The sequence below is a fragment of the Variovorax sp. LjRoot130 genome (assembly GCF_964253755.1).
In the GTDB taxonomy this organism is placed as follows: Bacteria; Pseudomonadota; Gammaproteobacteria; order Burkholderiales; family Burkholderiaceae_C; genus Variovorax.
This window is the reverse complement of sequence record NZ_CAXURM020000001.1, coordinates 4,307,076-4,331,054: the sequence shown is the minus strand read 5'-3', so window position 1 is coordinate 4,331,054 and position 23,979 is coordinate 4,307,076. Positions and strand designations below refer to the sequence as shown.

21 protein-coding genes are annotated in these 23,979 nt (G+C 66.9%); 11 read left to right on the top strand and 10 right to left on the bottom strand.

Going from position 1 to position 23,979, the window contains the following annotated elements; genetic code table 11:
* Nucleotides 1-13: 13 nt before the first annotated feature.
* The 5 genes from ACSQ86_RS21620 to ACSQ86_RS21600 form a co-directional block, all read right to left on the bottom strand.
* Nucleotides 14-496 carry a nucleoside deaminase gene (locus ACSQ86_RS21620; RefSeq protein ID WP_436305008.1) on the bottom strand — a complete coding sequence of 161 codons (483 nt, stop codon included), beginning with the start codon at nt 494-496 and terminating at the stop codon, nt 14-16.
* The gene (locus tag ACSQ86_RS21615) at nt 493-1,263 is read right to left on the bottom strand and encodes an ABC transporter permease (protein ID WP_093111231.1); all 771 of its coding nucleotides are present in this window, start codon (nt 1,261-1,263) and stop codon (nt 493-495) included. The genes ACSQ86_RS21620 and ACSQ86_RS21615 overlap by 4 nt, the downstream gene beginning before the upstream one ends.
* Nucleotides 1,260-2,102, bottom strand: a complete 843-nt coding sequence (locus ACSQ86_RS21610; protein ID WP_436306333.1) for an ABC transporter ATP-binding protein — start codon at nt 2,100-2,102, stop codon at nt 1,260-1,262. The genes ACSQ86_RS21615 and ACSQ86_RS21610 overlap by 4 nt, the downstream gene beginning before the upstream one ends.
* On the bottom strand, nt 2,102-3,133 hold the full coding sequence (locus ACSQ86_RS21605) for an ABC transporter substrate-binding protein (RefSeq protein ID WP_093111235.1): 1,032 nt from the start codon (nt 3,131-3,133) through the stop codon (nt 2,102-2,104). Before ACSQ86_RS21605 ends, ACSQ86_RS21610 begins: the two co-directional genes overlap by 1 nt.
* A gap of 177 nt (nt 3,134-3,310) precedes the next feature.
* A complete protein-coding gene (locus ACSQ86_RS21600) occupies nt 3,311-5,611 on the bottom strand; it encodes an NADP-dependent malic enzyme (protein ID WP_093111237.1) in 2,301 nt (766 codons plus the stop codon).
* 181 nt (nt 5,612-5,792) lie between these two features.
* Here ACSQ86_RS21600 and ACSQ86_RS21595 point away from each other — a divergent pair, with 181 nt between their 5' ends.
* Nucleotides 5,793-7,136 (top strand): NAD(P)/FAD-dependent oxidoreductase, encoded by a 1,344-nt coding sequence (locus ACSQ86_RS21595; protein WP_436305006.1) that lies wholly within the window; start codon nt 5,793-5,795, stop codon nt 7,134-7,136.
* Between the two features lie 4 nt (nt 7,137-7,140).
* Here the strand turns inward: ACSQ86_RS21595 and ACSQ86_RS21590 are convergent, their stop codons facing one another.
* The 3 genes from ACSQ86_RS21590 to gcl are packed head-to-tail and all read right to left on the bottom strand — an operon-like array spanning nt 7,141 to nt 10,660.
* On the bottom strand, nt 7,141-8,040 hold the full coding sequence (locus tag ACSQ86_RS21590) for a 2-hydroxy-3-oxopropionate reductase (RefSeq protein ID WP_436305005.1): 900 nt from the start codon (nt 8,038-8,040) through the stop codon (nt 7,141-7,143).
* A gap of 26 nt (nt 8,041-8,066) precedes the next feature.
* On the bottom strand, nt 8,067-8,846 hold the full coding sequence (gene hyi, locus ACSQ86_RS21585; RefSeq protein WP_436309571.1) for a hydroxypyruvate isomerase: 780 nt from the start codon (nt 8,844-8,846) through the stop codon (nt 8,067-8,069).
* Nucleotides 8,847-8,866: 20 nt separating this feature from the next.
* Entirely contained in the window at nt 8,867-10,660 is a 1,794-nt protein-coding gene (gcl, locus tag ACSQ86_RS21580) for a glyoxylate carboligase (RefSeq protein ID WP_436309570.1), read from the bottom strand.
* A 113-nt stretch (nt 10,661-10,773) separates the two neighbouring features.
* Here gcl and ACSQ86_RS21575 point away from each other — a divergent pair, with 113 nt between their 5' ends.
* Nucleotides 10,774-11,676, top strand: coding sequence for a LysR substrate-binding domain-containing protein (locus tag ACSQ86_RS21575; protein WP_436305002.1), 903 nt, complete (start codon nt 10,774-10,776; stop codon nt 11,674-11,676).
* Between the two features lie 25 nt (nt 11,677-11,701).
* Here ACSQ86_RS21575 and ACSQ86_RS21570 read toward each other — a convergent pair whose 3' ends face one another.
* Together ACSQ86_RS21570 and ACSQ86_RS21565 are read right to left on the bottom strand one after the other, a co-directional pair.
* Nucleotides 11,702-12,115, bottom strand: a complete 414-nt coding sequence (locus ACSQ86_RS21570; RefSeq protein WP_436305001.1) for a GFA family protein — start codon at nt 12,113-12,115, stop codon at nt 11,702-11,704.
* A 20-nt stretch (nt 12,116-12,135) separates the two neighbouring features.
* Nucleotides 12,136-12,750 carry a LysE family translocator gene (locus ACSQ86_RS21565; protein ID WP_436305000.1) on the bottom strand — a complete coding sequence of 205 codons (615 nt, stop codon included), beginning with the start codon at nt 12,748-12,750 and terminating at the stop codon, nt 12,136-12,138.
* A gap of 94 nt (nt 12,751-12,844) precedes the next feature.
* On the opposite strand from ACSQ86_RS21565, the gene ACSQ86_RS21560 reads away from it, so the two are divergent.
* The 9 genes from ACSQ86_RS21560 (at nt 12,845) to ACSQ86_RS21520 (ending at nt 23,958) form a co-directional block, all read left to right on the top strand.
* Nucleotides 12,845-13,945 (top strand): GlxA family transcriptional regulator, encoded by a 1,101-nt coding sequence (locus ACSQ86_RS21560; protein ID WP_436304999.1) that lies wholly within the window; start codon nt 12,845-12,847, stop codon nt 13,943-13,945.
* Between the two features lie 86 nt (nt 13,946-14,031).
* Complete coding sequence (locus ACSQ86_RS21555) at nt 14,032-14,541, top strand: sigma-70 family RNA polymerase sigma factor (RefSeq protein ID WP_093111249.1); 510 nt, start codon at nt 14,032-14,034, stop codon at nt 14,539-14,541.
* Nucleotides 14,542-14,589: 48 nt separating this feature from the next.
* Complete coding sequence (locus ACSQ86_RS21550) at nt 14,590-15,630, top strand: FecR family protein (RefSeq protein ID WP_436309569.1); 1,041 nt, start codon at nt 14,590-14,592, stop codon at nt 15,628-15,630.
* Between the two features lie 99 nt (nt 15,631-15,729).
* A complete protein-coding gene (locus ACSQ86_RS21545; protein ID WP_436309568.1) occupies nt 15,730-18,114 on the top strand; it encodes a TonB-dependent siderophore receptor in 2,385 nt (794 codons plus the stop codon).
* Nucleotides 18,115-18,137: 23 nt separating this feature from the next.
* Nucleotides 18,138-19,451 (top strand): lysine N(6)-hydroxylase/L-ornithine N(5)-oxygenase family protein, encoded by a 1,314-nt coding sequence (locus ACSQ86_RS21540; protein WP_436304996.1) that lies wholly within the window; start codon nt 18,138-18,140, stop codon nt 19,449-19,451.
* A gap of 11 nt (nt 19,452-19,462) precedes the next feature.
* Nucleotides 19,463-20,686: an MFS transporter gene (locus ACSQ86_RS21535; protein WP_436309567.1), complete on the top strand. Its 1,224-nt coding sequence runs from the start codon at nt 19,463-19,465 to the stop codon at nt 20,684-20,686.
* The gene (locus ACSQ86_RS21530; protein ID WP_436309566.1) at nt 20,676-21,281 is read left to right on the top strand and encodes a GNAT family N-acetyltransferase; all 606 of its coding nucleotides are present in this window, start codon (nt 20,676-20,678) and stop codon (nt 21,279-21,281) included. Before ACSQ86_RS21535 ends, ACSQ86_RS21530 begins: the two co-directional genes overlap by 11 nt.
* Nucleotides 21,278-23,161: an IucA/IucC family protein gene (locus tag ACSQ86_RS21525; RefSeq protein ID WP_436309565.1), complete on the top strand. Its 1,884-nt coding sequence runs from the start codon at nt 21,278-21,280 to the stop codon at nt 23,159-23,161. Before ACSQ86_RS21530 ends, ACSQ86_RS21525 begins: the two co-directional genes overlap by 4 nt.
* Nucleotides 23,158-23,958 carry a siderophore ferric iron reductase gene (locus ACSQ86_RS21520; RefSeq protein WP_436309564.1) on the top strand — a complete coding sequence of 267 codons (801 nt, stop codon included), beginning with the start codon at nt 23,158-23,160 and terminating at the stop codon, nt 23,956-23,958. The genes ACSQ86_RS21525 and ACSQ86_RS21520 overlap by 4 nt, the downstream gene beginning before the upstream one ends.
* Nucleotides 23,959-23,979: the final 21 nt, after the last annotated feature.

Genomic DNA, 23,979 nt, shown 5'->3' with positions numbered 1-23,979 from the left:
TTTGGCCGGCGGCTCAGGCGCCCCGGCTTTGCCAGAAGCCGCGGTGCGTGGCGATCATCTCGTCGGCCACTTCCGGTACCGGCCCAACGACCTCGATCTGCTTCTGCCCGCGCGCGAAGACTTCGCGGCAGGGCAGCGAGAGCGTCGGGTTCTCGGGGTGGTCGCCGGTCAGCGCGAGCAGCGCGCTTTCTTCGGCGCCGTAGACCACGCGGCCGATATGGGCCCAGTAGATGGTGCCGGCGCACATCGCGCAGGGTTCGAAGGTCGTGACCAGCGTGCACTGCGCGAGGTACTCGGCGGGGTAGTTGAGCGAGGCGTTTCGCGCCAGCGTGGCCTCGGCGTGCTGCACGGTGTCGATGTTGCCCTGCTCGGCCAACACCGTTTCGCCGTCCGGCGCGACGAGCACCGCGCCGAAGGGATGGCGGCCCATGGCCATCGCGCGCCGCGCGACCTCGTCGGCGCGGCGCAGAGCCTTGACGATCTGCTCAGGGGTCATTCGTTTTGAGAGCCTCGATGCGCCCAGCCGGTCGTGTGCTTCTCGATCGCACTGAAGAGCTCGTACATCCCCATCGCCATCGCGCCCACCACCATCAGGCCCGCGAAGGCCAGGCCCATCTGCATGGCCGAGCCGGCCGAGATCAGCAGGTAGCCGATGCCTTCGTTGGCGGCCGTCATCTCGCTCACCGTGGTGCCGACGAAAGCCAGCGTGATCGCGACCTTGAGCGAGCCGTAGAAGTAGGGCATGGAGCGCGGCAGGCCTATCTTGACGAGCACGTCCCAGCGCTTGGCGCCCAGCACGCGCAGCACGTCCTCGAGCTCGGGCTCGAGCGTGGCCAGGCCGGTCGCGATGTTGACCATGATCGGGAAGAAGCTGATCAGGAAGGCCGTGAGGATCGCCGGCCCGATGCCGATGCCGAACCACACCACGAGGATGGGCACGAAGGCCGCCTTGGGCAGCGCGTTGAAGGCGGTCATCAGCGGATACACCGCCGCGTAGGCCAGGCGCGAGCTGCCGATCACGAAGCCCAGCAGCACGCCGACCACGATCGCCAGGCCGAAGCCCGCCATCGTGACCCAGAAGGTGCGCCAGGCGTGGCCCGCGATGATTTCCTTGAACTCCCAGAACTGGGTCCAGATGCGCCACGGGCTCGGGAAGATGAAATCCGAGACGCCGAAGCCCGCGCAGATGATCTGCCACAGCACGAGCACCGCGACCAGCAGCAGCCAGGGCGACCAGCGTTCGATCTGTTTGCCGTTCTTCATGCCGGGCTCGCTGCGGCGGCGGCCGCGATGGCATTGCTTCGGATGGCACCGATGTGGCCGCGCAGCTCCAGCACGATGTCGGTGAATTCCTTGGTGTAGGTCAGTTCCAGCTCGCGCGGCCGCGGCAGCTCGATCTCGCGCTTGACCACGAAGCGGCCCGGGCTCTTGCTCATCACGTAGACCGTGTCGGCCAGGAACACCGATTCGCGCAGGTCGTGCGTGACCAGGATCACGTTGAACTGCTGCTCGGTCCAGAGGTCGCGCAGGATGCACCAGAGCTCCTCGCGCGTGAAGGCGTCGAGCGCGCCGAAGGGCTCGTCGAGCAGCAGCATCTTGGGCTCGTGGATCAGCGCGCGGCAGATGCTGGCGCGCTGCTGCATGCCGCCCGAGAGCTGCCACGGGAACTTGTCTTCATAGCCGGCGAGGCCCACCTTCTGCAAGAGCTTGCGCGCGCGCTGCACGTATTCGCGGCGCTTGGCCTTGAAGGTGGAGCGGTAGGGCTCGACGATCTCCAGCGGCAAGAGCACGTTGTCGACCGTGGTGCGCCAGGGCAAGAGCGAGGGCGCCTGGAAGGCCATGCCCGAGATCTTGAGCGGGCCGTTCACGGGCTGGCCGTCGATGCGGATCTTGCCCATCGAGGGCATCTTCAGGCCTGTGGTGAGCTTCATGAAGGTGGACTTGCCGCAGCCCGAGGGCCCGACGATGGCGATGAACTCGCCGCGCTTCACCTTCAGGTCGATGGCCTCGACCGCGAAGTGGTTGGCGGCGAGCAGCTCCTCGTTGTAGGCGAGCCAGACGTCCTGGAAGTCGACGAAGGGCGTGGTCTCCGCGACCGCCATCACTTCTTCAGGATGTTCAGTTCGGCCGTAGGGGGCAGCAGCGCGGCGGTCCACACCGCGTCGGGGCTCACGCGCGTCTTGGTGTTGAAGGCGTCCGACACCTGCGAGGCCATCAGCGAGAGCCGGCCCGCGTTCACCGCGCCGAAGCCTTCGGCGCGCGCGTCGGGGCTGTTGATCACGGTGTCGATCGCCAGCTTGAGGCGGCGCGTCTCGAGCGCGCTGTCGATGATGCCGTCGCGCTTCTTGACCGATTCGATGGCCACGGTCGGATTGGCGATCACTTCCTTCGCGCCCTTGGCGAAGGCCGAGAGGAAGGCCTTGACCGCCGCCGGGTTCTCCTTGATCAGCTTGGGCGAGGCGATGATCACGTTGCCGTAGAGCTTCACGCCGTAGTCGGGGTAGGGCAGCACCACGATATCGGCCGCCTTGGCGCCGCGCGCCTCGAGGTTGAGCAGCGAGGTGAAGGTGAAGCCGGTGATGGCGTCGATGTCGCCGCGGATCAGCATGGTCTCGCGCAGCGTCGGGTCCATCGCGGTCCAGTTGACCGCGCCGATGTTGTTGGCCTTGGCGAAGATCGGGAAGGCGCGGCGGCCGGCGTCGAACACGGGTGCGCCGAGCTTCTTGCCGGCCAGGTCGGCCGGCTTGGCGATGCCGCTCTTCTTGAGCGCCATGACCGAGGCCGGCGTGTTGTTGTAGACCATCATCACCGCGACCGGCTTGTTCGGGCTGTCGGGGTTGTTGGCATGGAACTCCATCAGCGCGGCCAGGTCGGCGAAGCCCATGTCGTAGGCGCCCGAGGCCACCCGCGTGACCGTGCCGCCCGAACCGTTGCCGGCGTCGATCGTCACGTCGAGCTTGGCATCCTTGAAGTAGCCCTTGGCGGCCGGATGGAGGAACAGCGCCGCCGGACCTTCGAAGCGCCAGTCGAGCTGGAACTTGATCGGCGTGAGCGCTTGGGCGTGGGCGGTGACTAGGCCGAAGCTGAGCGCCGAAGTGGCAAGAAAGGTCTGGAGCAGTTGGCGCTTGTTCATGGGAGTCCGTGAAAGGTGATGCACGGGATTCAAGCAAAAACGGTGCCGGCACGCACTTGGTGCGAACCCTCCCGATGAGCCAATGGGGTGCATGGCCGATGGCCATTGCCACTCGGAGCGGGCGTGAAAACGCCCCGTCGCATGCACTGCGGCGGGGCGTCGATCGTGGTGCGCTGCCTACTTGGACGAGGTGGCGTTGGCCACGGCGAGCGCCGTCATGTTGAGCACGCGGCGCACGGTGGCCGAGGGGGTCAGGATGTGGGCCGAGCCGGCCGCGCCCATCAGGATCGGACCCACCGTCACGCCGTTGCCGCCGGTCATCTTCAGCACGTTGAACAGGATGTTGGCGGCATCGAGGTTCGGGCAGATCAGCAGGTTGGCCTCGCCGTTCAGCGAGGTCTCCGGCAGGGCGTTGTGCCGCACCGTGTCCGACAGCGCGGCATCGCCGTGCATCTCGCCGTCGCATTCGATGTCGGGCGCCATCTTGGCGAACAGGTCGCGCGCCACCCGCATCTTGCGCGCCGAAGCGCGCTCGGAGGAGCCGAAGTTGGAGTGCGACAGGAAGGCCACCTTGGGCGGCAGGCCGAAGCGGCGCACTTCCTCGGCCGCCATGACCGCGATCTCGGCCAGCGTCTCGGCGCTCGGGTCTTCGTGCACGTTGGTGTCGGCGATGAAGAGGGTGTACTTCTCGAGCGTGAGCGCGTTGAGGGTGGCGAAGCCCGGGGCGCCGCGCTTCAGGCCCAGCACGTTGTGCAGGATGCGCAGGTGGCTGTCGAAGCGGCCCACCAGGCCGCACAGCATCGCGTCGGCGTCGCCCAGCTGGACCATCAGCGAGCCGATGGTGGTGTTGGAGCGCCGCACCATCGCCTTCGAGGCCTCGGGCGTGATGCCGCGCCGGCCCATGATCCGGTGGTAGGCCTCCCAGTAGGTGCGAAAGCGCGGGTCGTCCTCGGGGTCGACCACGTCCACGTCCACGCCGGGCTTGATGCGCAGGCCGGCCTTCTTGATGCGCGTCTCGATCACCGCCGGGCGCCCGATCAGGATGGGCTTGGCCAGGCCTTCGTCCACCGCCAGTTGCGCGGCGCGCAGCACGCGGTCGTCCTCGCCCTCGCAGTAGGCCACGCGCTTGGCGCTCGCGAGCTTGGCGGCGCTGAACACCGGGCGCATGAACATGCCGGTCTGGTAGACGAAGCGTGCCAGGTTCTGGCGGTAGGCCTCGAGATCCTCGATCGGGCGCGCGGCCACGCCCGAGGCGGCCGCGGCCTTGGCCACCGCCGGCGCGATGCGCAGGATCAGGCGCGAGTCGAAGGGCTTGGGGATGATGTAGTCGGGGCCGAAGGCGAGCTCCTGGCCCGCATAGGCGGTGGCCACCTCCTCGCTGATGTCGGCCTTGGTGAGGTCGGCGATCTCGTGCACGCAGGCCAGCTTCATTTCTTCCGTGATCTTGCTTGCGCCGCAGTCGAGCGCGCCGCGGAAGATGTAGGGGAAGCAGAGGACGTTGTTGACCTGGTTCGGGTAGTCCGAGCGGCCGGTCGCGATGATGCAGTCGGGGCGGACTGCCTTGGCGAGCTCGGGCCGGATCTCGGGCTCGGGATTGGCCAGCGCCAGGATGATCGGCTGGCTGCCCATGCTCTTGACCATGTCCTGCGTGACCACGCCGGGCGCCGAGCAGCCGAGGAACACGTCGGCGTTCTTCATCACGTCGGCCAGCGTGCGCGCGCCGGTGTCCTTCTGCGCGTAGCGCGATTTCGAGTCGTCGAAGCCGCCCGGGCGGCCGATGTAGATCAGGCCCTTGGAGTCGACCGCGTAGATGTTGGCCGCTTTCGCACCGAGGCCGATCATCACGTCCAGGCAGGCGATCGCGGCGGCGCCGGCGCCCGAGACGGCGATTTTCACTTCCTCGATCTTCTTGCCGACCAGTTCGAGCCCGTTGATCAGCGCCGCTGCCGAGATGATGGCCGTGCCGTGCTGGTCGTCGTGGAACACCGGGATGTTCATGCGCTCGCGCAGCTTCTTCTCGATGTAGAAGCACTCGGGCGCCTTGATGTCCTCGAGGTTGATGCCGCCCAGCGTGGGCTCGAGCGCGGCGATGATCTCGACCAGCTTGTCGGGGTCGGTTTCGGCGAGTTCGATGTCGAACACGTCGATGCCGGCGAACTTCTTGAACAGGCAGCCCTTGCCTTCCATCACCGGCTTGGCGGCCAGCGGGCCGATGTTGCCCAGGCCCAGCACCGCGGTGCCGTTGGTGACCACGCCGACCAGGTTGCCGCGCGAGGTGTATTCGGCCGCCTTCGACGGGTCGGCCTCGATGTCGAGGCAGGGGTAGGCGACGCCCGGCGAGTAGGCCAGCGAGAGGTCGCGCTGGTTCAGCAGCGGTTTGGTCGGCGAGATGGAAATCTTGCCCCGGACGGGGCTGCGGTGGTATTCGCGGGCGGCTTCGCGCAATGCTTCTTCTGCCGGTGACAGGGTGTCGGCCATGAAAAATCTCCTTGTTTCTGACGACCAATGAGGCTACTCCAAAAGCGCGTGCCCTTCGTGTAGTGGGAACCACGAGGGGGCCATGGCGCGATCGCTACACTCGGGCCGCATTCGCGCTCCAACCGAGCACATAACCACGACCGAGGGCCCGCCATTCATGGCAGTTCAGCAATTCACAACCATGGATCCAGATGTCGTCGTCATCGGCGGCGGGCCTGCCGGCTCGACCGTCGCCGCACTGCTCGCGGACAAGGGCCACGACGTGGTGCTTCTCGAAAAGGCACATCACCCGCGCTTTCACATCGGTGAATCGCTGTTGCCGATGAACATGCCGCTCTTCGACCGGCTGGGCGTGCGCACCGAGGTCGAAGCCATCGGCATCGCCAAGCACGGCGCCGAGTTCGTCTCGCCCTGGCACGACCACACCAGCCTGTTCTTCTTCGGCGAGGCGATGGACAAGTCCTTTCCGTACGCCGTGCACGTGCGCCGTTCGGAGTTCGACGAGCTGCTGTTCCGCCACGCCGCCAAGCGCGGCACGCGCACCTTCGAAGGCCACAAGGTCACGCAGGTTGACATGGACGCCGGCAAGGGCAGCGACCGCCGTGCGCTGGTGGCGGTGAAAGCTGAAGACGGCACCGAGACCGCCTGGCGCCCGCGTTTCGTGATCGATGCCAGCGGACGCGACACCGTGCTGTCGAACCGCTTCGACGCCAAGCAGCGCAACCGCAGGCACGCGAGCGCCGCGCTGTTCGGCCACTTCGCGAACGCCCGGCGTACGCCCGGCCGCTACGAAGGCAACATCACGCTGTTCTGGTTCGACCACGGCTGGTTCTGGTTCATCCCCTTGCTCGATGGCACCACCAGCGTGGGCGCGGTCGCCTCGCCGGCCTACTTCAAGCAGCGCAAGGGCGATCTCACCAGCTTCCTGATGGAAACCATCGCGCTCGCGCCCAAGCTGGCCGAGCGGTTGAAGGATGCCACCCTGATCGAGGGCGCGACGACCACCGGCAACTATGCCTACGACTCGAAGTTCTGCCGCGGCGACCGCTTTGCCATGATCGGCGACGCCTATGCCTTCGTCGACCCGATGTTTTCGTCCGGCGTCTACCTGGCGATGAACAGCGCCTTCGAGAGCGCCACGGCGGTCGATCACTGGCTCAGGGGCGAGGCCAGCCAGGCGGAGCGGGCCTTCCGCCGCTTCGAGAAGGTCATGAAGCACGGGCCCCGGATGTTCTCGTGGTTCATCTACCGCATCACCTCGCCGGCCATCCGCCGGCTCTTCATGCAGCCGGAGAACAACGTCTGGCGCATGCGGGAAGCGCTGCTGTCGATCCTGGCGGGCGACCTGTTCCGCGGCACGCCGGTCGGCCCGCGGCTGCTGGGCTTCAAGGTGATCTACTACCTCTCGTGCATCACGATCCTGCCGCAGGCCTTCAAGACCTGGGCCTGGCGGCGCCGGAACCTGAAGGAGGCGCTGGCAACCGCTGGTCAGAACCCGGCGGAGAACCTCAACATTCGCGGCTGATCGCTCAGTCCGGCTGAACCGGATGCTGCGCCAGCGCTTCCAGAGCCTTCACCAGCGCCGAATGGTCGGACTGGCCATGGCCCAGGGCGGCGCAGGCGTTCATCAGTTGCGCAGCACCCGCCGTCTGCGGCAACGCCACGCCCAGAGAACGTGCGCTCTGCATCGCAAGGTTCAGGTCCTTCTGGTGCAGCGCGATGCGGAAGCCCGGCGCGAAGGTGCGCTTGATCATGCGCTCGCCGTGCACTTCGAGGATGCGCGAGGACGCGAAGCCGCCCATCAGCGCCTGCCGCACCTTGGCCGGGTCGGCGCCGGCCTTGCTGGCGAACACCAGCGCCTCGCCGACGGCCGCGATGTTGAGCGCCACGATGATCTGGTTGGCCACCTTGCAGACCTGGCCGTCGCCCGCGCCGCCGACCAGCGTGACGTTCTTGCCCATCTTCTCGAGCAGCGGCCGCACGCGGCCGAAGGTGCCCTCGTCGCCGCCGCACATGATGGTCAGGCTGGCCGCCTTGGCACCCACTTCGCCGCCCGAGACCGGCGCGTCGATGTAGCCGCAGCCGAGGTCGACGATTTTCTGCGCGAAGCCCTTGGTCGCGATCGGATCGATGGAGCTGCAGTCGACCACCGTCTTGCCCTTGGTCAGTGCGCCCGCGACGCCGTTCTCGCCGAACAGCACTTTCTCCACGTCGGGTGTGTCCGGCACCATGATGAAGACGATGTCGGCCTGCTTCGTCACCTCGGCCGCCGAGGCGCATACCGTGGCCTTGGAAACGAAGAGCTCAGGCACCGGGCCTTGGGTGTTGACGAAGAGCTGGTGGCCGGCATCGAGCAGGTGGCCGGCCATGGGCGCGCCCATGATGCCGAGGCCGATGAAACCGATCTTCTGGGGTGCCGTGTTGGACATTCGCTGAGTTCCTTGTCTGTGTGTATTTATTGCGTGAGGGCGGTGCGCCAGCCGAGGCCGTTGACGGTGTCGCTCTTCGGCTTGTATTCGCAGCCGATCCAGCCCGTGTAGCCGGCGGCATCGATGTGCTTGAAGAGCCACGGGTAGTTGATCTCGCCGGTGCCGGGCTCGCCGCGGCCCGGGTTGTCGGCCAGCTGGATGTGGCCGATCTTGGCCATGTTCTTCGCGATCGTCGCGCCCAGTTCGCCTTCCATGCGCTGCGCGTGGTAGATGTCGTACTGCAGCAGCAGGTTGGCCGAGCCGACTTCCTCGATCAGCGCCAGCGCCTGGTCGGTGCGGGTCAGGAAGAAGCCGGGAATGTCGAAGTGGTTGATCGGCTCGATCAGCAGCATGATGCCGGCCGCCTGCAGCTCGCGGGCCGCGAAACGCAGATTCTCTACCGCGACCTTGCGTGCTTCTTCCGCGCCCACCCCTTGCGGCAGCTTGCCCAGCAGGCAGTTGAGCTTGGGGCAGCCCAGCGCCGTTGCGTAGTCGATCGCCATGCCCACGCCTTCGCGGAACTCGCTCACCCGGTCGGGATGGCAGCCGATGCCGCGCTCGCCGCCGTCCCAGTTGCCGGCGGGCAGGTTGTGCAGCACCTGCTGCAGGCCGTTGGCACGCAGGGCGGCGGTCAGTTCCTTCTTGTCGTAGGCATAGGGGAACAGGTATTCGACCGCCTTGAAGCCGGCCTTGGCGGCGGCCTCGAAGCGTTCCATGAACGGCAGCTCGGTGAAGAGCATCGTGAGATTCGCTGCGAATCGGGGCATCTGTGTTGTCTCCTCGGGAATCAGTCGAGCATTGCCACGCCAACGGCCGTGGGCGCGTCTTCGCGGTTTTCGGCCAGCGGCTCGAATTCGTTGATGGCGTCGATCTCGGTGCCCATCGAGATGTTGGTCACGCGCTCCAGCATCACCTCGATCACCACCGGTACGCTGAACTCGGCCATCAACGCTTCGGCGCGCTGGATGGCGGGCTTCATCTCTTCCTGCTTGTAGACGCGGATCGCCTTGCAGCCCAGGCCCTCGATCACCTTGAGATGGTCCACGCCGTAGCTGCGCTCGACGCCGCTGTCAACGCCCGCGTTGATGTTTTCGAAGCCGAGCTGCACGCAGTAGTCCATCTCGAAACCGCGCTGCGCCTGGCGGATCAGGCCGAGGTAGGAGTTGTTGACCACGATGTGGATGTAGGGCAGCTTGAACTGTGCGCCCACGGCCAGCTCCTCGATCATGAACTGGAAGTCGTAGTCGCCCGAGAGCGCGACGATCTTGCGCGTCGGGTCCGCGGCGCGCACGCCGAGCGCGGCGGGAATGGTCCAGCCCAGCGGGCCGGCCTGGCCGCAGTTGATCCAGTTGCGCGGGTTGTAGACGTGCAGGAACTGCGCGCCGGCGATCTGCGAAAGCCCGATGGTGCTCACGTAGCAGGTGTCGCGGCTGAAGTTGCGGTTCATGCACTGGTAGACGCGCTGCGGCTTCATCGGCACGTCGCCGAAGTTGGTCTTGCGCAGCATCGTCTTCTTGCGCTCCAGGCATTCGCCGGCCCACGTGCCGCGGTTCGGCAGCTGGCCCTTGGCCTTCATGGCCTCTGCGACCTCGACGAAGAGCTCGAGCGCGGCCTTGGCGTCCGACACGATGCCGAGGTCGGGCGTGAAGACGCGGCCGATCTGCGTCGGCTCGATGTCGACGTGCACGAAGGTGCGGCCCTTGGTGTAGACCTCGACCGAGCCGGTGTGGCGATTCGCCCAGCGGTTGCCGATGCCGAGCACGAAGTCGGAGGCGAGCATGGTCGCGTTGCCGTAGCGGTGGCTGGTCTGCAGGCCGCACATGCCGGCCATCAGCGGGTGGTCGTCGGGGATGGTGCCCCAGCCCATCAGGGTCGGGATCACCGGCACGCCGGTGGCCTCGGCGAAGCGCACCAGCAAGTCGCTGGCGTCGGCATTGATGATGCCGCCGCCGGCCACGATCAGCGGGCGCTCGGCCGCGTTCAACATCGCGATCGCCTTCTCGATCTGCGCGCGCGTGGCGGCCGGCTTGTAGGGGGTGAGCGGCTGGTAGGTGTCGATGTCGAATTCGATCTGCGCCATCTGCACGTCGAACGGCAGGTCGATCAGCACCGGGCCCGGGCGGCCCGAGCGCATCAGGTGGAAGGCCTGCTGGAACACCTGCGGCACCTGGCCCGGCTCGCGCACCGTGACCGACCACTTGGTGACCGGCTTGGAGATCGACTCGATGTCCACCGCCTGGAAGTCTTCCTTGTAGAGCCGCGCGCGCGGCGCCTGGCCGGTGATGCACAGGATCGGGATCGAATCGGCCCACGCCGAGTAGAGGCCGGTGATCATGTCGGTGCCGGCCGGCCCCGAGGTGCCGATGCACACGCCGATGTTGCCGGCGATGGCGCGGGTGTAGCCCTCGGCCATGTGCGAGGCGCCTTCGACGTGGCGCGCCAGGATGTGGGCGATGCTGCCGTGCTTGCGCAGCGCCGAGTAGAGCGGATTGATGGCGGCGCCGGGCACGCCGAAGGCCTGGGTCACGCCTTCTTTTTCCATCACCAGAACGGCGGCCTGGGCCGCGGTCATCTTTGCCATGTTGCTTGTCTCCTTCAGAGGCCTCGACTGTAGGAATTCGAGGCCTCGTGCAGAAGGCGGCGCCGGACCATAAAAGCTATTCCAGGGCGGAATAACTGGCTACGATCCAGGGCATGGATCGACTGTTGGCAATGGAGATGTTCGTGCGCGTGGTGGAGACCGGCAGCTTCTCCAAGGCGGCGCGCGAGTTCAACACCACCCAGCCCACCGTGACCAAGCAGGTCGCGGCCACCGAGGCGCGGCTCAAGGTACGCCTGCTCAACCGCAACACGCGCGGCGTGAGCCTCACCGAATCGGGCGCGCTCTACTACGAGAAGTGCAAGTCCATCGTGCGCGAGACCGAGGAGGCCGAGAGCGTGGTGCGGCGGCGCGAATCGCAGGCGCAGGGGCTGTTGCGTGTCGGCACCTCGGTCGCCTTCGGCCGGCGCGTCGTGGTGCCGCTGGCGCTGGAGTACATGGCGCGCAACCCGCAGGTGCAGGTGGATCTCAGCTTCGAGGACCGCTACGTCGACCTGATAGCGCAGGGCATCGACGTCGCGGTGCGCATGGGCAAGCTGGCCGATTCCTCGCTGGGCGCGCGCTTTCTCGGCATGAACCCGTGGGTCATGGTGGCGGCGCCGGGCTACTTGAAGAAGCACGGCACGCCGAAGCGTGCGCAGGACCTGAGTGCGCACGTGGCGCTGATCTACAGCAGCGTGGTGGGCGACGACGTCTGGCGCATGCACACGCCCAAGGGGGAGCCGGTCACGGTGCCGGTCACGGGCCGGCTGCGCTCCAACAATCTTTCGGCCGTACTCGCCGCGGCACGCGAGGGGCTCGGCATCGCGCTGATGCCGCGCTACGTGGCGAGCGATTCGCTGGCCGCGGGCAAGGTGGTCGAGGTGCTGCCGGGCCATGCACTGCCCGAGCAGGAGATCCACGCCGTGTTCCCTTCGCCCAAGCTGGTGCCGGGGAAGGTGTCGAGCTTCGTGGCCTTTCTGCAGGGGCGCTTTGAGGAAGGGTGGTGGGAACGGTAGGGCGACGTCGCTGTGCAGCAATGTTTCACATCGGTGGCATCTTGTCGAATTTCGGCAGGGCCGGATCGAGGTGGTCCCAAACGTAACCGCGCACGCCATAAGTCACCATTTGCGGCTTGTATCGGCTTGGATCGTCGAGGCTCGCAGCGCGCACGGTGAAAAAATCAGGCATCGCCGCGAACGTCATATACACCGGTGATCCGCAGGCGGGGCAGAAGGCACGAGTCTTCACATTGCCGCTATCGCCAACCATGTCCCAGTGGCTCGCTTCGCCCTTGAGTTTCACGCCCGTGCGCACGAAGGTCAGATGGGATCCGTGCCCGGTGCCGCTCTCGCGCTGACAGTCGCGACACTGGCAGTCGTTCGTCACCACCGGCTCGCCGGAGATTTCATAACGGATCGCCCCGCAGGCGCATCCGCCGGTATATGCCTCGGTCATGCTTTCTCTCCTTCAAGTGATCAGGGGCCCAACGTCACGCCGGCGCCGATCAGCACGAACACCGCGCCGAAGATCTGGTTGAAGCGCTTGCCGCTGCGGTGCAGCCAGCCGCGCATGCTGCTGGCCAGCAAGGTCATCAGAAGTTCGACAAAGAACTCGATCACTGCGAATGTCGCGGCCATCACGACGAACTGCGTCCCGAGGTCGCGATGCGGGTCGATGAAGGGCGGCAGGAACGCGACGAAAAACAGAACCGCCTTGGGGTTGGTCACCGCAGACAGGAAGCCCTGGCTGAAGAGGCTCCATCCGTGGCGCGGCCGCTGCCGCTGCGAAGCGACCTCGAGTGCAGGCGGCGGTGAACGCCACACCTGGATACCCAGCCACACGAGGTAGGCACCGCCCATCCACTTCATCACCGTGAGCGCCTGTGCCGAAGCGCCCAGCACGGCACCGATGCCGAACATCGACAGCGCGAGCACGAGCACGAAGCCGAGCACGCCTCCGCAAATCGTGAACAGGGTGATGCGCCGCCCGTAGAGCGCGCCGTGCGTCAGCGCGAGCAAGCCGTTGGGGCCGGGCATCAAGGCCAGGCCGGTGGCCGCTGCCAGATAGATCAACCAAGTGCCGAGCGCCATGATTGCGAATCCGTACGAGTGAAGGAAAGTGGATGCACTGTCACACACCGTGGGTCAAACACCGAAGTAAGATTTGGACGTGTTACCAGCCGATTTGGACATCGCCAGAACCGCGGTTCGCAAGCGACCCGGCCGCGTCGTGCTGCCGCCTGCGCAGGTGAAGCCCATCGCGCCGGACGTGCGCGTGCTCATCCTTCCGCTGCCGGATTTCGCGCTGCTGCCCTTTGGCGGCTTTCTCGACAAGCTGCGCTTCTCGGCCGACGATGAGGACTACAGCCGGCAGCGCCATTGCCGCTGGGACATCGTGGGCCTCAAGGCCGGCACTGTCACTTCGAACAGCGGCGTGGAGATCTCGATCCAGCTCACGCCGCAGCAGGTGCGCTGGTCCGACTACGACTACCTCGTCGTCTTTGGCGGCCGCAGCGCCACCGACACGCGGCGCCGGGCGCGGGCCTACGCGTCGCTTGTCAAGGGCGCGGTGCGGCATGGGCTCACGCTCCTGAGCATGGACAACGGCTGCTTCCTGCTCGCAGAGCTTGGGCTGTTGGACGGGCACAAGGTCGCGCTGCATCCGCGGCACGCACTGGAATTCGAGGCCGCATTCCCGCGCATCCCCATCAAAACCGAGCAGCTCTATCTCTTTGATGGCAAGCGCATCACCTGCGCAGGCGGCAGCGCCGCGATCGACGTGGCCGTGGAGCTGCTGGTGCAGCACTGCGGCCGCGCACGCGCGCTCAAGGGCCTGGCTGACATGCTGGTTGACGAGCCGCGCGCAAGCCGCCATCTGCTCAAGTCGCAAAGTGCCGAGCCGCAGGTCGGCCGCTACGTCGGTCGCGCCATCGGCCTGATGCGCAAAAGGCTCGCCAGCACGTGTTCGGTCGCTGATATCGCGAGCAGCGTGGGCATCAGCCGGCGCCAGCTCGACCGCCGCTTCCTGCAGCAGTTCGAGCAGACCGCGCAAGCGTACTGGCAGGAGATGCGGCTGCAGCACCTTCGCTGGCGCTTGCTCAACGCCGATAGCAGTCTTGCCGCGCTGGCCGACGAAATCGGCGTGCGAGACGCAAGCTATGCCGGCAAGCTTTTCAGGCGTCGCTTCGGCATGAGCACGGGGGACTTCAGGAAAGAGGCCGAGAGGCAAAGAGTCGAGGCGGCGAATGCATCGCCTGCGCATTCGCGACGCGTGAGGCAGCGCTGAGGCCTGCAGGCCCTTCGCGGATCGGTCATACGGATCGTCCATAATGAGAATGACTCTCATTTGCTCTCCATTGCCAAAGTCGATTTGTGCTCGAGCGCTACTACCAGGAACTGCTGAATTTCTGCTCCCGCACGGCGCGCAGCCGCGATGCCGCGGCCGATCTGGTGCAGGAAAGCTATGCGCGCGTCCTCGCGGTGCAGCGCTCGGGCCAGGCGGTGCCCGAGCCGCGCGCGCTGCTCTATCGCACGGCGCGCAACCTGCAGATCGACCAGTACCGCCGCAGCGAAGTGCGCGGCGAGGCGCTGCAGCCGGATGCCGAGGAGGCCGCCCTCGATCTCGACGAACTGGCCGCGCCGCGGGCCTTCGAGCCCGACATGGCCGCCGCCTCGGGCCAGGCGGTGAGCGCCATGCTCGCCACCATCGACGCGCTGCCGCTGCGCTGCCGCGAGGCTTTCATCCTGCACAAGTTCGACGGCCTGCCGCATGTAGAGGTGGCCGAGCGCATGGGCATTTCGCGCAAGATGGTCGAGCAGCACATTCAACTGGCCATGCAGGCCTGCCGGCGCTGCAAGAACGCGCTCGATGGCACGGCATAGGGTTTCAGGCCGCTCGTGCGTCTACATGAAGGAGCCGAATACTGCGCCATGACCACACAGCCGCCAGCCGAACCGCCAGCCGCGTCATCCCCAGAGCCCGAGAGCACGGCTCTGGATTGGCTCGTGCGCCAAAGGGGCGGGGGCTTCGGTGCCGCCGACGAAGCCGCGCTCCAGGCCTGGCTGGCTGCGGATGAGGCCCACGGCAAGGCCTTCGCGCGCTGGCAGCGCGACTGGGATGCGCTCGATGCGCTGCCGGCGGAGGGCGTGCGCAGCCTGCGGAAGAAGCTGGCCGGGGACAAGGCCGCGGCGCAGGCGCGATCGCATCGCCGCGCCTGGTGGCACCAGCTGACTGCCCTGGCGCCGCAAGGGGCCGTCGCCGCAGCGGCGCTCGTGGTGTGCTGCGGCGGCTACCTGGCCTGGAACCACTGGCAGCAGCCGGTGTTCGCCCAGAGCTTTGCCACCGCGCGCGGCCAGCAGCTCGAGCTGACATTGCCTGACGCCACCCACCTGCGGCTCGACACCGCGAGCCGTGCCGAGGTGATCTTCCATCGCCGGCGCCGCGAGCTGCGTTTGCCCGAGGGCCAGACCGAGCTTCAGGTCAAGTCCGATCCCTCGCGTCCTTTCGACGTGTGGGCGGGGCCGCTGCGCATCACGGTCGTCGGCACCCGTTTCTCGGTGCGCCACACACCCGGCATCGCGGGCAACCAGAACGTGCGCGTGGCGGTGGAGGAGGGCCGCGTGCGCGTGGCCGGCGATGGCGCCGCCGTAGAACTGAGGGGCGGCCAGCAGATCGTCAGCGATGCGGCAGGCCGGCTCGGCGCTGTGACTGCCGTGCCGGCCGCCGGCATCGCCCCCTGGCGCGACAGCCGCGTGAGCTTCGACAACGCGTCGGTGGCGCAGGCGCTGGCCGAATTCGAGCGCTATGGCCCCGCGAAGCTGATCGTGCGCGACCGGGCTGTGGCTGCGCTGCGGGTCACCGGCACTTTCGATCCGCGCCGGCTCGACAACTTCTCGCGCGCACTGCCGCAGGTGCTGCCGGTGCGGCTGCGCGAGCACGACGGCATGACGGAGATCGTTTCGGCCAAGTAATCGCGAAGCGAAAAAAACTTTGCGGCCCACCTGGGGTTTCGCAAAGCCGGTGCGTCTACATGGGAAGGATTCTTATTTACCTTTCCCGTAAACGAACGCATGCCCCGCCCCCGCCCCCGCTTCCACGCCGCGCCGCTGGCTCTGTTCGCGGCATTCGTCTTTGCCGCTACCGCCGCGCACAGCCAAGCCTCCACCCCGGTGCCGATCAGCATCGCGGCGCAGCCGCTGGCGCAGGCGCTCAACGACGTGGCGCGCCAGACCGGGCTTGAACTGATGGTGCCGCCCGCGCTGGTGGCGGGCAAGACGGCGCCGGCCGTCTCGGGCCGGCTGACGCCCCGGCAGGCGCTGGACCGCGTGCTGGCCGGCAGCGGGCTGACGGCGTCTGTCGACGGCAATGCCGTGGTCGTCAAGGCAGCGCCGCCGACATCGGATGCCGCGGGCTTGCCGGTGGTGACGGTCAGCGCCAACGCGGAGCAGGACAGCGCCACCGGCGTGAACGGCTACGTCGCCAGGCGCAGCGCTTCGGGCTCCAAGACCGATACGCCCATCATCGAGACGCCGCAGTCCATCTCCGTGGTGACCAAGCAGCAGCTGGAAGACCAGAAGCCGCGCGCCATCAACGAGGCGCTCAACTACACGCCGGGCGCCTTCACCGGCCTCGTGGGCTCCTCCAACCGCTACGACTACGTGGCCCTGCGCGGCTTCAAGGACAGCAGCGTCGACAGCACCCTGCTCGACGGGCTGCGCATGCTGAGCGATCAGGGCAGCTACACCTCGATGCAGGTCGACCCCTATTTCCTGGAGCGCATCGACGTCGTGCGCGGGCCGGCCTCGGTGCTCTACGGGCGCGCGTCGCCGGGCGGTGTGGTGGCCCTGACCAGCATGACGCCGCAATTCGAGCCCCACCGCGAAGTCCAGCTCACCGTCGGCAACCGCAATCGCCTGGAGGGTGCGGTCGACGTCACGGGGCCTGTCGATTCCAACGGCGTGGCTGCGTTTCGCGTGACGGCGCTGGCGCGCAAGCTGGACTCGCAGTTCGACCACGTGAAGGAGGAGCGGCGCGCCATCGCGCCTTCGCTCTTGATCAAACCCTCGAAGGACACGCGCCTCTTGCTGCAGGCCTACCTCCAGGACGATCCGGATGGCAGCTACCACAGCGGCGTGCCGGCGGACGGCAGCATCAACGCCCACCACAACGGCCGCCGGATCTCGCGCTACTTCTTCGATGGCGATCCGAGCATCGAGAAATACCATCGCACCCAGCGTTTCGTCGGCTACCAGTTCGAGCATGCTTTCAGCGAGCAGCTGAAGTTCCGGCAGAACTTCCGCTACGTCACGGCGGACACCACGCTGCGCCAGGTCTACGGCTACGGCTGGGCGAGCGCCGACGAGTTGACGCGCTTCTACTCCGGCGCCCGCGAATCGACGCGCGGCCACACGATCGACAACCAGCTCGAAGGCCGCTTCCAGACGGGCGCGGTCGAGCACACGCTGCTCGCGGGCCTGGACTACCAGAAGCGCCAGGTCGACGGCAGTTGGGAGTCGGGAGGCGCGTTGCCGATCAACGTGTTCGCCCCCGTCTATGGCTTCCCCGGCCTGAGCGACGTGACGAGCTTCCCGATCGACCGCCGCTTCGAGCAGACCGGCTTCTACCTGCAGGACCAGATGGCACTGGGCCGCTGGCGCCTCACGCTGGGCGGCCGCGAGGACCGGGCGAAGGCGTCGAACCAGATGGGCGCCGGCGCCCCGGCGCAATGGAGCGGCTCCAAGTTCACCAAGCGCGTTGGCGCCGTCTACCTGTTCGACAACGGCGTCGCGCCCTACGTCGGCTATTCGGACGGCTTCAATCCGAGCCTGCGCAACGACCGGCAGGGCAACATCCTGCCGCCGGCCGAAACCGAGCAGGTGGAGGCCGGCGTCCGCTGGCAGCCCAAGGATTCGAACACGCTGCTCTCGGCGGCCGTGTACGACCTGGAGCAGAAGAACGTCGCCACGCGCCCGGTGGGCGCCGCCTACTTCGAGGCTGCCGGCAAGGTGCGCTCGCGCGGACTGGAGCTGGAAGCGCGCTCGCAGCTGACGCGCGACCTGTCGGTGCTGGCGACCTACACCTACACCGACATGAAGTACATCGAGTCGCCGGACGGCTTCACGGGCAAGACGCCCTACCAGGCGCCGCGCCACATGGCTTCGGTGTGGGGCGACTGGAGCTTCGCGCCGGGCTACACGGTGGGCGGCGGCGTGCGCTATGTGGGCACCAGCTGGGTCGACAACGCCAACAGCTTCAAGGTGCCCTCGTACCTGCTGGTGGACCTGATGCTGCGCATCGATCTCGGTCGCCTGAACCCGTCGCTCAAGGGCTCCAACCTGCGCCTGGCCGCGAACAACCTTTTCAACAAGTCGTATGTGGCGTCGTGCATGAACCAGGACTACTGCTACTGGGGCGACACCCGCAACGTGACTGCAACCTTCACCTACCAGTGGTAGGGGAAACAAGGAGATGGCGTGCAATGAGACAAGACATTCATGAATTCATCGGAATCGGGCTCGGGCCCTTCAATCTGAGCCTGGCCTGCCTGGCGCAGCCCATTGCCGATCTGAACGGCATCTTCCTCGAGCGCAACTCGGAGTTCAGCTGGCATCCGGGGATGCTGATCGACAACACCACGCTGCAGAACCCCTTTCTGGCCGACCTGGTGAGCCTGGCGGACCCGAAGAGCCGCTTCAGCTTCCTCAACTACTGCAAGGAAGAGGGCAAGATCTACTCGTACTACTTCCGCGAGAGCTTCTACCTGACGCGCGCCGAGTACAACCGCTACTGCCGATGGGCCGCGGCGCAGTTGAGCAACGTGCGCTTCGAGTACGAGGTGCAGGAAGTCGTCCACGACGCCGAGCGCAACTGCTATGTCGTGACCGGCGTGCGCGGGCCGAAGCGCGAGCCTTTCGTCCTGCGCGGCCGCAAGCTGGTGCTGGGCGTGGGTTCCAAGCCGCTGTTCCCCGCCTGCTGCAAGCCGAGCGAGCACCGCTATCTGCACACCGCCGACTACATCGAGAGCAAGGCGCAGCTGCAGCAGAAGCGCTCCATCACCATCGTCGGCAGCGGCCAGAGCGCGGCCGAGGTCTATCACGACCTGCTCAAGGAAGCCGAGGCGCACGACTACAGCCTGACCTGGATCACGCGCTCGCCGCGCTTCTTCCAGATGGAGACCACCAAGCTCACGCTGGAGATGTTCTCGCCGGACTACATCGACTACTTCTACAACCTCGACGAAGAGAAGAAGGAGCGCATCGTCCGCACGCAGGACAGCCTCTACAAGGGCGTCAACGCCAGCCTGATCAACCAGATCTACGACCTGCTCGACGACCGCCGCACGCGCGGGCGGCTCCGCACGCACCTCATCACCAACTGCGAGCTGCAGGACTGCCGCTACGACGCCGCCGGCGGCAGCTACGAGATCGAATTCCGCCAGCTCGATTGCGAGGCGCGCTATGCGCACCGCACCGAGGGCCTGGTCTTCGCCACCGGCTACCGCGAGAACATCCCGCCCTTCATCGAGGGCATCCGCCATCGCCTGCGCTGGGACGAGAAGGGCCGTTACCGGCTGGCGCGCAACTACGCGGCGGACTTCAACGGCAACGAGATCTTCGTGCAGAACGCCGGCCAGCACACCCACGGCATGACCAACCAGGACCTCGGCATGAGCTGCTGGCGCAACTCGCTCATCCTGCGCGAGCTGACGGGCGTGGAGCACTACCGCATCGAGCGGCGCATCGCGATCCAGGATTTTTCGATTCCCGCGAGCGCGGACTTCGTCAGGCTCTGAAGCGGAACACCATGAGCCTCAGATTTCACATCATCGCGATGACGGTGCTGGCCGTCATCAGCGACGCCATCCTGATTCCCTTCTATCCGCAGTTCTTCAGTGAACGCTACGGGCTGGACAGCGCGGTCCACGTGGGCGCCTACGTGGCGGCCATCTCGATCGCCGTGATGTGCACGCTGCCGATCTGGGCGCGCGTGGCGCGCCGCGTCGAGCCTCTGTACCTGCTGGTCTACACGCAGTTCGCCGCCGGCACTTTCAGCCTGCTCTGCGACTGGGCGCCCGACGTCGAGACGTACTGGATGCTGTCGATGCTGATGTTCATGTGCAAGAGCAGCTACCTGCTGATGTACCCGTACATGATGCGCCTCACGCCCAAGGACGAGCACGCGGCCACCATCGGCGTGCTGTCGGTGGTGGTGCACTTCGGCGCCATCTTCGGCGCCGTGGTGGGCGGCCTGGTGCTGGAGGCCTGGGGGCCGCGCGCCAGCATCTATGCGATGGCCGCCGGCGACTTCTTCCAGATGGCGGTCTGCATGTACCTGATCCGGAGCGGCAAGATCGTGCGCGTCAACAGCGGCGAGCATGCGCAGGCGGCCGCCGCCGCTGCTGCTGCCGCGCCGCGCCGCTTCGACTGGCGTGCCCGGCTGCCGATCCTGCGGCTGGCGCTGGTGATGCTGCTGTTCGACTTCAGCGCCTACCTGATCCGCCCCTTCTTCTCGGTCTACTGGCAGAAGACGACCGGCTACGACAGCGAGCTGATCTCCGGCATGGCCTTCGCCATCCCCGGCGTGGTCGCCATCGTCGCGCTGCGCCTGCATGCCCGCATCCGCGCGCGCGGAGGCCGGCTGCCCGACCACACCGTGGGCAACCTGCTGCTGGGCATGGTCGGCCTGCTGCTGCATGCCGCGCCGGACCCGGTGTGGATCGTGCTGGGGCGCGTGCTGTACGGCTGGGCGCTGTTCCAGATCATCGTCAAGCTCGAAGTCAACCTGTTTCGCCTGTCGACGCCTGAGCGCTATGCGCACGACTACAGCATCACCAACTTCTTCCAGAACCTGGGGGTGCTGCTGTCCTCGTTCGCGGCCGGCGCCATCGTCGATCGCTACGGGCTGCACCTGCCCTTCCTGCTGGCGGCGGGTGGCTTCGTGCTGACCGCGCTGCTGGATCGCCTGATCCTCAACGTGCCCAGCGCCGATCATGTGGCCAAGCTGGAGGTGCCGGCCCATGCGAATTGACAGCGTCCACCGCCGCGCCGAGGCCGCGCTGGCGTCGTACCGCGATGCGGAGGGCTTCGTGTTCCGAGCGCTGCGCATTCCGCAGGACGTGCCGATGCTGCACCGCTGGTTCACGCAGGAACGCGCCGCCTTCTGGTTGATGCAGGACAAGACCGAAGACGAAGTCCGCGAGGCCTACCAGGCCTTGATGGATTCCGGCACCGCCACCGCCTACATCGGCCTGCACGAGGGCCGGCCCGCCTTCCTGGCCGAATGCTACGACCCCGCGCACGACCGCATCCGCAGCTTCTACGAGGTGCGGCCCGGCGACCTGGGCATGCACATCTTCGTCGGGCCGTCGGATGTGCGCATTCGCGGCTTCACGCGCGCCGTTTTCCACGCGCTGATGCGCTTCATGTTCGCCCACCTGGGCGCCGAGCGCATCGTGGTGGAGCCGGACGCCACCAACCAAAAGATCCACGCACTGAACCGGTCGGCAGGCTTCGTCTACGACCGCGACGTTGTCTTCACCGAGAAGATCGCCAGCCTCGCCTTCTGCACCCGGCGAGATTTTGAACAGGCCACGGCCGCCACCCTGGAGGAAATCCATCCATGAACCTCACCCTCGTGAACCAACTCTCGCAACGCCCGGCCGAGGCCGCCGCACACCTGACGCCGGAGGTGTGGGCCCAGGCCAATCGCCTGCTGCTGCGCAAGGCGATCGCCGAATACGCGCACGAGCTGATCGTCGAGCCGGAGCAGCTGAAGCCGACCACCGGCGGCTTCGCGCTCTACGAGCTGCTGTCGGACGACGGCGCCGTGCGCTATCTGTTCGAGGCGCAATGCCTGGCACTGCGCCATTGGCATATCAAGCCGGAGTCGATCCGCAAGCTGGTGGGCGACGTCGACGAGCCGCTCGATGCGTTGCGGTTCATCATCGAATGCCGCCAGCGCCTGGGTATCCGCGAGGACCTGCTGCCGATCTACCTCGACGAGATCAGCAGCACGCTGTTCGGCAGCGCCTTCAAGCGCATGAAGGCCGATGCGCCCAGCAGCGCCGAGCTCGCCGACGCCACGGACTTCCAGACCATCGAGGTCGGCATGACCGAAGGTCACCCGGGCTTCGTCGCCAACAACGGGCGGCTGGGCTTCAATGCGGTCGACTACCGCGCCTATGCGCCGGAGGCCGGCTCCGACATCCGCGTGATCTGGCTGGCCGTGCACAAGGACAACGCCGCCTTCGCCAGCATCTCCACGCTGAGCTACGAGCAGCTGCTGGCCGAGGAACTGGGTGCCGAGACGGTCGGGCGCTTCACCGCCCGGCTGCACGAACTGGAGGTCGACCCGGCCGACTACTACCTGATGCCCGCGCATCCGTGGCAGTGGTTCAACAAGCTGTCGATCGCCTTTGCCGGCTACGTGGCGCGGCGCAAGATCATCTGCCTGGACTACGGCGACGACCGCTACATCGCCCAGCAGTCGATCCGCACCTTCTTCAACACCAGCGACCGTTCCAAGCGCTATGTGAAGACCTCGCTGTCGATCCTGAACATGGGCTTCATGCGCGGCCTCTCGCCTTACTACATGTCGGGCACGCCGGCCATCAACGAGTTCATCAAGAAGCTGGTGACGGACGACGAGTTCCTGCGCGCGAACGGATTCACCATCCTGCAGGAGGTCGCCTCGATGGGCTTCCGCAACCACTACTACGAGGCCGCGATCCCGCTCGATACGCCCTACAAGAAGATGTTCTCGGCGCTGTGGCGCGAGAGCCCGCTGCCGCTGCTGCAGCCGGGCGAGCGCCTGATGACCATGGCCGCGCTGCTGCATGTCGACAAGGACGGCCATGCGCTGCTGCCCGAGCTGATTCGCCGCTCCGGCCTCCCCACCGTGGCCTGGCTGGGCCGCTATCTGCAGGCCTACCTGACGCCGCTGCTGCATTGCTTCTATGCGCACGACCTGACCTTCATGCCGCACGGCGAGAACCTGATACTGGTGCTCTCCGGCCAAGTGCCGGTGCGTGCCATCATGAAGGACATCGCCGAGGAATGCGCCATCCTCGACATCGCGGCCAAGGCAGGCCTGCCGGAGCGCGTCGATCGCATCGCGGTGGATGTGCCGGACCATTTCAAGCTGCTCGCCATCTTCATCGACGTGTTCGACGGCGTGCTGCGCCATATCAACCAGGTGCTGGTGGAAAACGACTGCTGCAGCGAAGACGAGTTCTGGCGCGCCGTGGCCGACTGCGTGCACGACTATCAGGATGCGCACCCGGAGCGCGCCGCCAAGTACGCGCACTACGACATGTTCGTGCCCGAGTTCCTGCATTCCTGTCTGAACCGCCTGCAGCTCGGCAACAACGTGCAGATGGTGAACCTGTCCGACCCGGCCTCCAGCCTGAAGATGGCGGGCAACCTCGCGAACCCCATCGCCAAGTTCCGCCGCCGCCCGGCGGCGCAGGCGTCATCGGCCGCGCTGGCGGAAAGCGTGGCGTGACCCTCGGCATGCAGGCGAGCGTGAGCGGTTCCGTCGTTGCCGGCGCGATGCCGGCCGCGCGGCCCGATCCGGATCTCGCCCGCATGCTGCGGCTGGCGCAGCGCATCGTTCCCGGGCTGTGCGGCACGCAGGGCTGCGAAGCCTTGCCCGGCGCGCTGCGCGAAGCCGACCAGACAAGCCTGCGCGCGCTGTGCCGCCACTGGGCCGAGGCCTATCCGGAGGCCGGCGCGCACTACCGGGCGCTGCGCTGCTGGGGGCTGGCGATCTGGCAGCCGGTCTATCTGAGCGTGATCGCCGCGCACCTGGACACGCACGTGCCGCGGCTCGCCGGTCTCGCGCAGCCGGTGGCCGAGGGTTTTCCGCGCGGCTTCCAGCTGCCCGTCCATGCGCCGGTCACAGGGAGCGCATCGGCGCGCATGGATGCCGCGGCCGCCGAGCTGCGCGTGTTCTGCGATTCGATGCGCGCGGCGCTGGCACCCTCGGTGGCGCTGCATGCGCGCGCGGCCGATCGCCTGCGGGCCGAATGCGTGCTCGGCGCCTTGCTGCTGGTGCATCGCCACGCGCCGGCCTGCAGCGACAGCGAGCTCGCCGCACTCGGCGCGGCCTGGCTTGCGCGCCTCGGCATCGCCGGCGGCTGCGGTTTCTTCGCCTACCGGGCGCGCGACGGCACGCCCGCGCTTGCGCTCGACCGCAAGGTGTGCTGCCACCACTTCCGCCGCCGCGACGGCGAGCAGTGCAGCACCTGTCCCAAGCTCCCGCTCGACACGCGAATCGCCCGCCTGCTGGCCGATTCCTGATCCATTCCCGCGATGCGCCGC

Excerpts from the sequence above, each read along its gene's own strand:
- ACSQ86_RS21605 (WP_093111235.1), bottom strand. The coding sequence starts at position 3,133 with ATGAACAAGCGCCAACTGCTCCAGACCTTTCTTGCCACTTCGGCGCTC.
- ACSQ86_RS21530 (WP_436309566.1), top strand. The coding sequence starts at position 20,676 with ATGCGAATTGACAGCGTCCACCGCCGCGCCGAGGCCGCGCTGGCGTCG.
- ACSQ86_RS21545 (WP_436309568.1), top strand. The coding sequence starts at position 15,730 with ATGCCCCGCCCCCGCCCCCGCTTCCACGCCGCGCCGCTGGCTCTGTTC.
- ACSQ86_RS21565 (WP_436305000.1), bottom strand. The coding sequence starts at position 12,750 with ATGGCGCTCGGCACTTGGTTGATCTATCTGGCAGCGGCCACCGGCCTG.
- hyi (WP_436309571.1), bottom strand. The coding sequence starts at position 8,846 with ATGCCCCGATTCGCAGCGAATCTCACGATGCTCTTCACCGAGCTGCCG.
- ACSQ86_RS21615 (WP_093111231.1), bottom strand. The coding sequence starts at position 1,263 with ATGAAGAACGGCAAACAGATCGAACGCTGGTCGCCCTGGCTGCTGCTG.
- ACSQ86_RS21590 (WP_436305005.1), bottom strand. The coding sequence starts at position 8,040 with ATGTCCAACACGGCACCCCAGAAGATCGGTTTCATCGGCCTCGGCATC.
- ACSQ86_RS21570 (WP_436305001.1), bottom strand. The coding sequence starts at position 12,115 with ATGACCGAGGCATATACCGGCGGATGCGCCTGCGGGGCGATCCGTTAT.
- ACSQ86_RS21620 (WP_436305008.1), bottom strand. The coding sequence starts at position 496 with ATGACCCCTGAGCAGATCGTCAAGGCTCTGCGCCGCGCCGACGAGGTC.
- ACSQ86_RS21540 (WP_436304996.1), top strand. The coding sequence starts at position 18,138 with ATGAGACAAGACATTCATGAATTCATCGGAATCGGGCTCGGGCCCTTC.
- ACSQ86_RS21550 (WP_436309569.1), top strand. The coding sequence starts at position 14,590 with ATGACCACACAGCCGCCAGCCGAACCGCCAGCCGCGTCATCCCCAGAG.
- ACSQ86_RS21610 (WP_436306333.1), bottom strand. The coding sequence starts at position 2,102 with ATGGCGGTCGCGGAGACCACGCCCTTCGTCGACTTCCAGGACGTCTGG.
- ACSQ86_RS21525 (WP_436309565.1), top strand. The coding sequence starts at position 21,278 with ATGAACCTCACCCTCGTGAACCAACTCTCGCAACGCCCGGCCGAGGCC.
- ACSQ86_RS21535 (WP_436309567.1), top strand. The coding sequence starts at position 19,463 with ATGAGCCTCAGATTTCACATCATCGCGATGACGGTGCTGGCCGTCATC.
- ACSQ86_RS21575 (WP_436305002.1), top strand. The coding sequence starts at position 10,774 with ATGGATCGACTGTTGGCAATGGAGATGTTCGTGCGCGTGGTGGAGACC.
- ACSQ86_RS21600 (WP_093111237.1), bottom strand. The coding sequence starts at position 5,611 with ATGGCCGACACCCTGTCACCGGCAGAAGAAGCATTGCGCGAAGCCGCC.
- ACSQ86_RS21595 (WP_436305006.1), top strand. The coding sequence starts at position 5,793 with ATGGATCCAGATGTCGTCGTCATCGGCGGCGGGCCTGCCGGCTCGACC.
- gcl (WP_436309570.1), bottom strand. The coding sequence starts at position 10,660 with ATGGCAAAGATGACCGCGGCCCAGGCCGCCGTTCTGGTGATGGAAAAA.